Origin of the sequence: Pantoea sp. ME81 (genome assembly GCF_903970985.1) — a bacterium.
Lineage (GTDB): Bacteria > Pseudomonadota > Gammaproteobacteria > Enterobacterales > Enterobacteriaceae > Pantoea > Pantoea communis.
The window spans coordinates 1-7,617 of sequence record NZ_CAJCKS010000204.1; the positions used below are offsets into that span (position 1 = coordinate 1).

Annotated in this window: 7 protein-coding genes; 3 read left to right on the top strand and 4 right to left on the bottom strand. The window is 55.7% G+C overall.

The genetic code is table 11. The features are described from left to right. On the top strand, nt 1–152 hold a 152-nt coding region (locus tag H7A81_RS23890), incomplete at its 5' end, for a phosphoenolpyruvate carboxylase (RefSeq protein ID WP_182058923.1). Nucleotides 153–382: 230 nt separating this feature from the next. On the opposite strand, the gene metF is transcribed toward H7A81_RS23890, so the two are convergent. The 3 genes from metF to metB all read right to left on the bottom strand — a co-directional run bounded on the left by metF (nt 383) and on the right by metB (nt 5,091). After that, nucleotides 383–1,279 carry a methylenetetrahydrofolate reductase gene (gene metF, locus H7A81_RS23895; RefSeq protein WP_182058924.1) on the bottom strand — a complete coding sequence of 299 codons (897 nt, stop codon included), beginning with the start codon at nt 1,277–1,279 and terminating at the stop codon, nt 383–385. A gap of 216 nt (nt 1,280–1,495) precedes the next feature. After that, a complete protein-coding gene (locus tag H7A81_RS23900) occupies nt 1,496–3,928 on the bottom strand; it encodes a bifunctional aspartate kinase/homoserine dehydrogenase II (protein WP_058960107.1) in 2,433 nt (810 codons plus the stop codon). 2 nt (nt 3,929–3,930) lie between these two features. Next, entirely contained in the window at nt 3,931–5,091 is a 1,161-nt protein-coding gene (metB, locus tag H7A81_RS23905; protein WP_182058925.1) for a cystathionine gamma-synthase, read from the bottom strand. Nucleotides 5,092–5,368: 277 nt separating this feature from the next. Here metB and metJ point away from each other — a divergent pair, with 277 nt between their 5' ends. Then, a complete protein-coding gene (metJ, locus tag H7A81_RS23910) occupies nt 5,369–5,686 on the top strand; it encodes a met regulon transcriptional regulator MetJ (protein ID WP_034823729.1) in 318 nt (105 codons plus the stop codon). Nucleotides 5,687–5,762: 76 nt separating this feature from the next. On the opposite strand, the gene rpmE is transcribed toward metJ, so the two are convergent. Next, the gene (gene rpmE / locus H7A81_RS23915; RefSeq protein ID WP_021506837.1) at nt 5,763–5,978 is read right to left on the bottom strand and encodes a 50S ribosomal protein L31; all 216 of its coding nucleotides are present in this window, start codon (nt 5,976–5,978) and stop codon (nt 5,763–5,765) included. Between the two features lie 349 nt (nt 5,979–6,327). Between rpmE and priA the strand changes: the two genes are divergently transcribed. Beyond that, on the top strand, nt 6,328–7,617 hold a 1,290-nt coding region (gene priA / locus H7A81_RS23920; RefSeq protein WP_182058926.1), incomplete at its 3' end, for a primosomal protein N'.

Below are 7,617 nucleotides of genomic sequence, written 5' to 3' on the forward strand. Positions count from 1 at the left end.
TTTACACCGATCCGCTCAACGTGTTGCAGGCTGAACTGCTGCATCGCGCACGTGCGCAGGAAGAGCGTGGTGACGAGCCGGATGCGCGTGTTGAACAAGCGCTGATGGTGACGATTGCCGGTGTGGCAGCGGGTATGCGTAATACCGGCTAGTTGCGGTATGCGCTAATCATGAAGGGGCCAATCTGGCCCTTTTTTTATGGGCGGTGCGCGTCGCGGGAAGAGGCGGCAATTACGTAAAGCCGCTGTCTCGTCCCTGATCGCTCGGCGTGCGCCATCCATGGCGCCCAACGCTTTACTCCATTTGCCGCCTCTTCCCGCTGGGTAACATGGTGCCAATGAAAAGAGGGCACATTGGCCCCCTAATAATTCTATTTAATAAATCAGGCTTTTAAGGTCGGACGCACACCCAGCGTGTGACAGATGGCGTAACTCAATTCTGCGCGGTTCAGCGTATAGAAGTGGAAATCCTTCACCCCTTCGCGTGACAGGATTTTCACCATGTCCATGGCGATGTTAGCGCCGACCATTTTGCGGGTTTCTGGATCGTCATCCAGCCCGGCAAACATCGCATTCATCCAGCCCGGCACGCGCACGTTAGTCATGGTGGCAAAGCGCTGCAGCTGTTTGAAGTTAGATACCGGCAAAATGCCCGGCACGATTTCGACATCAATGCCTGCCGCAACACAGCGGTCGCGAAAACGCAGGTAACTCTCAACATCAAAGAAGAATTGCGTGATGGCGCGATTGGCACCAGCATCAACCTTACGCTTCAGGTTGATCAAATCCGCTTGCGCACTTTTCGCTTCTGGATGCACTTCTGGATAAGCCGCCACGGAGATATCAAAATCGCCCACTTCTTTAAGCAATTCAACCAAATCAGCGCCGTACATCTCAGGCTTGCCGCTACCCGGAGGCAAATCGCCGCGCAGGGCCACGATGTGACGGATACCGTTATCCCAGTAATCGCGCGCGATGGTGCGTAACTCATCACGCGTGGCATCAATGCAGGTCAGATGAGGAGCCGCTTCCAGGCCGGTGCGCTCTTTAATGCCTTTAATGATGCTGTGCGTACGGTCGCGTTCGCCAGAGTTCGCACCGTAGGTGACAGAGAGGAATTTCGGTTTCAGGATGCTCAGTCGATCAATCGAACTCCACAAGGTTTCTTCCATTTCACTGGTGCGAGGCGGGAAAAATTCAAAAGAGACATTAATTTGCCCGTTCAGCTCAGCCAGGCTTTGGTTCAACGCTTCGCGCTGATTGGCGTGAAAGAAACTCATCCAGATTACCTCGTCGTCACATATCGATTAACTTGCGGCCTGCGAACATCTATACGTTTAGACGTCCAGATGCACAAAATGAACCATTAGCGCGTTAGCGTCAACTTAAAATTAATGTACAGGCGTGACAAATATTCAATCAAGTTGAAAGAGTTTCATGTTCGCGGAGAGGGTGAAAAGCGCAGACGGCGGGCACCGTCTGCGTTGCAAGGCAGACTACAGCAGTTGTGCGAGGCGATTGATATCCGATTGTAACGCACCAGCTGTCACATCACGGCCGGCGCCCGGCCCGCGGATCACCAGCGGATTATCACGATACCAGCGGCTTTCGATGGCAAACACGTTATCGCACGGCAGCAGTGAAGCCAGCGGGTGTTCCGGACGCACCGCTTCCACCCCCACACGGGCCTTTCCGTTGGCATCGAAACGTGCCACATAGCGCAGCACCAGGCCCATCTCCTGCGCCGCTTCAAAGCGTTGCAGCATTTGGTCATTCAACTCGTCGGCATTCTCGAAGAAGTGGTCAATCGATTCTTCTTCGCAATCCGACGGCACCAGCGATTCAACACGCACCTGATCCGGCTCGATGTCATAACCGGCTTCACGCGCCAGGATGACCAGCTTGCGCATCACATCCTGCCCCGACAGATCTACGCGCGGATCGGGTTCGGTGAGACCTTGCTGCCAGGCCTGATCCACCAGCTCACTGAACGGCACGGTGCCATCAAATTGCAGGAACAGCCAGGACAGCGTGCCGGAGAAAATACCACTGATGGCCAGAATGCTGTCGCCGCTTTCGCGCAGATCGCGCACCGTATGGTTCACCGGTAATCCTGCGCCTACCGTGGCGTTATATAGCCAGTGACGACCGGTTTTGGCGAACGCATCACGAATCTGCCGCCAACTCTGGCTGCTGGATGCGCCTGCGACTTTGTTCGCGCTAATGACATGGAAACCGTGGCTGGCAAAATCAAGATATTGCTGTGCCAGTGGTGCGCTGGCGGTGACGTCCAGCACCACTAAATCATCGAACGGATGGGCGCGCATCCACAGGAACAGCGACTCTTCATCGCGTTCTTCGGCTTCGTCATCAAAAAAGGCGAGCGCACGGCTGGCTTCCAGACCTTCGTAGCTCAGCAAACTACGACTGCTATCCGCCACGCCTGCCAGCACATACTCAAAGCCGGTACGCGCCGATAAGCCTTCCTGCTCGCGGGCAAACAACTCCAGCCAGCGTGAGCCGATATTGCCTTTACCAAACAGCATCAGACCGATGCGCTTTTCCGCGCGGAACAATGATTGGTGCAGCCCCTGAATCAGGTGCTGCGTCGGTCCTACGCGCAGTACGGCAACAATACTGATGTGATCTTCTGACTGCCAGACAAACTCAACCGGCTGGTCTTTGATCTGTTGCCAGAAACGATGGCTATGGAGCGGGTTACGCGTCACGCCTGCGCCGACCAACGCCACCAACGCTAAGCCATCGCGCAGTTGCAGATGACCCGGCAGCGCAGCGTCCTGCAACAAATTGAATGCGCTGTTCACCACTTCGGAGGTGTAGCAGAGTTGCAGCAAACGGCGATCGGGATGGACACCCATCGCCAGCGGACGCAGTTGCGCACGCTTCAGCAGCAGATCGATCTCTTTCTGCTGCGTTTTGAAATCGTGGTTTTCTGGGATGTGAATCTCTACCAGGCACACATCGTCGTGGCTGGTGACAATACGCGCGCCGGTACCGGAAGCCAGTACGCGCTCAATGCGCGTTGAGCCCTGCTCAGGTTGATAGCTGCAACGCAACTGCAGATCGATATCGCTATTCGACACGGGCTGCAGCGTACGTGTATGCAATACCGGTGCGGCCAGACGCGCCAGCTCGCTGGCCTCATCTAAGCGCAGTAAAGGCAGCAAGCAGGCGTCGGACACTTTACGCGGATCGGCGCTATAGACACCGGCCACATCGCTCCAGATGGTGACACGGTTTACGCCTGCCAGCGCACCGATCTGCGTGGCTGAGTAGTCCGAACCATTGCGACCCAGTAACACCGTTTCGCCGGCGTCGCTGCGGCTGATAAAGCCGGTTACCACCAAACGCTTATGAGGATGCTGAGCCAGCAGCGCCTGTAGCAATGGCCAGGACTTGCCTTCATCGACCTGTGGCTGCGCAGCACGTTCGGCACGCAGAAAGTCACGCGCGTCCAGCCATGCAGACTCGATATCACGCTGGCTCAGCACTGCCGCCATCAAGCGTGCCGACCAGATTTCACCGTGCCCCACCACTTCGGCATACACCGCATCGGTGATAGCGCCGTCAAGCAGTGCCGCCAGACGTTCTAAATCGCGAATAAAGGCAGCGGTCAGCGTTTCAGCAAATTCAACAGGCAACAGCGCAGCGATCAGTTCGCTGTGAAAACGGCGTAAAGCTTGTTGCACCTGATGGGCAGATAAGCGATCGCTCTGGCTCAGTTTAAGCCAGCTAATCAGCTGGTTGGTGGTGCTGCCTGCGGCAGAGACCACCATTAAATCGCCCGGCTGGCTGTAATCCGCCATGATGCTGGCGACACGTTGATAACAACGTGCATCCGCCAGGCTACTGCCACCAAATTTATGCAACTGCTTGTTCGGCGTTCCCGCGCCTGCTGAACTTGTCATGCTTACTCCTCGGCTGCGATCCGGAATGCATTATCCAGATCGGCGATTAAATCTTCGTGATCTTCAATTCCGACAGAAATACGCAGCAGCGTTTCTGAAATACCCGCTGCCGCGCGCGCTTCCGCAGACATGCCGGCATGCGTCATAGTCGCAGTATGCGAAATCAGGCTCTCCACGCCACCCAGGGATTCCGCCAGCGTGAACAACTGCAGCGCTTTCAGGAAGCGGCGCAGACGCGCTTCATCAGCGTCAAGTTCAAAGCTGAGCATCGCACCAAAGCCACGTTGTTGACGCACCGCGTACTCATGTCCGGCATTTTCCGGCAGAGACGGATGATACAGTTTTTTCACCAGCGGTTGTTGCTTCAGGTAATCAACAATCGCCAGCGCATTACGCTGCGCTGCCGCCATACGCGGCGCCAGCGTGCGCAGACCGCGCAACAGCAGGTAGCTATCAAACGCTGCGCCGGTTACACCAATATTATTCGCCCACCAGGCAAGATCCGTGGCCATCGCCGGATCTTTAGAAATCACTGCTCCGGCCACCACATCCGAGTGACCATTCAGGTATTTGGTGCAAGAGTGGATAACCAGATCGGCTCCCAGCGCCAGCGGATTTTGCAATGCCGGACTCAGGAAGGTGTTATCCACTACACTGATCGCACCCGCTGCACGCGCCGCCTGGCAAATGCCGGTGATATCTACCACGCGCAGCAGCGGATTGCTTGGGCTCTCCACCAACACGAGTTTGGGTTTCTCGGCCAGCGCGGCTGCCAGCGCGGCTTTGTCACCCTGATCGACAAATTTCACGCGATAAGCACCGCGTTTGCTCAGGCTGTCGAACAGGCGATAGCTGCCGCCGTAGCAGTCATGTGGGGCAACCAGCAGATCGCCCGGCTTCAGGAACACGGTGGTCACCAGATGAATCGCTGACATCCCGGTATTGGTTAATACCGCGCCCGCACCGCCTTCCAGTTCTGCCAGCGCGCGTTGTACCACATCACGCGTGGGGTTACCGCGACGTGAGTAGTCATGTGCACGCGGTTCATTAAAGTCGAGGAAGTTGTAGGTGCTGGAGAGGTGAATCGGTGGGACAACGCAGCCATATTGCTCGTCATCATTCAAACCGCTGCGTACTGCGATGGTTGCCTGTTTACGCGTCATGGTGCTTACTGTTCCTGAAGTGTAATAAGAAGTGGCAACAGGATAACATTCAGCGCATAGACGTCAATACATCTGGACATCTAAATGTCTTTGCGTATAGATTGAGCAAATCATCAATACCCGCTAAAATTACGCGTCATCGCCTGGTGTTCAGCGCGCTTTCCTGTGAAAAGCGATGCGTAAGCATAAAACCGGCAGTTTAAGCGGTCAGGCATCGAAAAATCGGGCATAATCAACGGATTTCCCCATATTCAACTTTTATTGATTAAGGTAACCCATGGCTGAATGGAACGGCGAATATATCAGCCCTTACGCTGAACACGGCAAGAAGAGCGAGCAGGTTAAGAAGATTACAGTTTCTATCCCGCTGAAAGTGCTGAAAATTTTAACGGATGAACGCACACGCCGTCAGGTGAACAACCTGCGTCATGCCACAAATAGCGAATTGCTGTGCGAAGCCTTTTTGCATGCTTTCACCGGGCAGCCGCTGCCAAATGATGTCGATTTGCGCAAAGAACGTAGCGATGAGATTCCGGAAGAAGCTAAGCAGATTATGCGTGAGATGGGCATCGATCCCGACACCTGGGAATACTGAGTCCAGAAACAAAAAAACCCAGCCAAGGCTGGGTTTTTTCTTGCTGCCGAATCCGAAGATTCGATGGCAAATAATCTTATTTCTTGCTGCCTGGGATGCTGAAACGCTTGTTGAAGCGATCAACACGACCACCAGAATCAACAACACGCTGCTTACCAGTGTAGAACGGGTGGCATTTGCCGCACACGTCCAGGTTCAGGGTACCAGTCATGGTTGAACGGGTGTTGATCACGTTGCCGCAAGAGCAGGTGATGGTCACAGCTTCGTATTTCGGGTGAATACCTTGTTTCATGGGAGAACCTCATAAAAGGCCGTGTCGCTCTCCGTGCCAGGCGAACCTGCACAGCACCACACGCGGTTAATAATTAAGTGTATCTTTGACAAGTCATCTCATCAAAGGCGGCATAGTATACAGAAATTGACCGCACCAGGCAAATATCAGCTGTTTATTCTCTGAGCCACTGGGAGGCAGTGAACGTCCTCATCCCAGTCCATCTGATGGAAAGAGCGTGCGCAGCCAATGTGTCTATGCGCTGTGGCGGTGGCGGTGGCGGTGGCGGTGGCGGTGGCGTGAAGTATGACGAGGGTTGCATCAGCGTGTACACTACTTCTCCTTATTACAGTACCGGATAGAGATCGACATGCCCGTTGTTCAGGTTGCCCTGCCCGTTCCGCTGCCTCGCCTGTTTGACTACCTTCTGCCCGCCGATGCGGCGCAGCCGGTGGTGGGCGCGCGCGTCAGCGTGCCGTTTGGCAATCGTAAAATGATCGGCATCGTGGTGGCTGTAAAGGAAACCAGCGACCTGCCTCTGGCTCAGCTCAAACCGCTGGAGAGCGTGCTGGACGATCAAAGCCTGTTCTCTCCAGCGCTGTGGCGCATCCTTAACTGGGCCGCCAGCTATTACCATTCGCCGCTCGGCGAGGTGCTCAACCATGCTCTACCTGTGCTGCTGCGTCAGGGCAAACCGGCGCAGGAAACGCCGTTGTGGCAGTGGGTGGTCAACGACGCCGGGCGCGAAGTGGCCATGGAAAGCCTGAAGCGTGCACCCAAGCAGCAGCAAGCTTTAGCGGCACTGCGCCAGCAACCTCTCTATCGCCATCAGGTCAGTGAACAGGATCTGACTGACGCCGCGCTGCAATCATTGCGTGCCAAAGGTCTGTGCGATCTGCGTGAACACGCACCGCAGATGCACGACTGGCGCACCACCTTTGCGGTGAAGGGCGATCGCCTGCGTCTCAATACCGATCAGGCGATGGCCGTCGGCGCGATGCGCAGCGAAGATGATCATTATGCAGCGTGGTTGCTGGCAGGCATTACCGGTTCGGGCAAAACCGAAGTCTATCTCAGCGTGCTAGAGAATGTGCTGGCGCGCGGCAAACAGGCGCTGGTACTGGTGCCGGAAATCGGCCTGACACCGCAAACTATTGCACGCTTCCGTGAACGCTTCGATGCGCCGATCGATGTGCTGCACTCGGCACTCAATGACAGTGAGCGTCTTGCGGTATGGCTGCGTGCGCGCAGTGGCGAAACCGCGATTATCATCGGTACGCGTTCCGCGCTGTTCACACCGCTGGCGCGTCCGGGGGTAATCATTATTGATGAAGAACACGACAGTTCGTACAAGCAGCAGGAAGGCTGGCGCTATCAGGCGCGCGATCTGGCGGTGTTTCGCGCTTACGAAGAAGATATCCCGATTGTGATGGGTTCTGCCACACCGGCGCTGGAAACGCTGCACAATGTGCGCGTCGGCAAGTATCGACAGCTCACTCTTACCAAACGCGCGGGCAACGCCAAACCGGCACTGCAACAGCTAATCGACCTTAAAGGCCAGCAGCTTAAGGGTGGGCTCGCGCCCGCATTGCTGGGCAAAATGCGCCAGCACCTGCAGGCCGATAATCAGGTATTGCTGTTCCTCAACCGCCGCGGATTC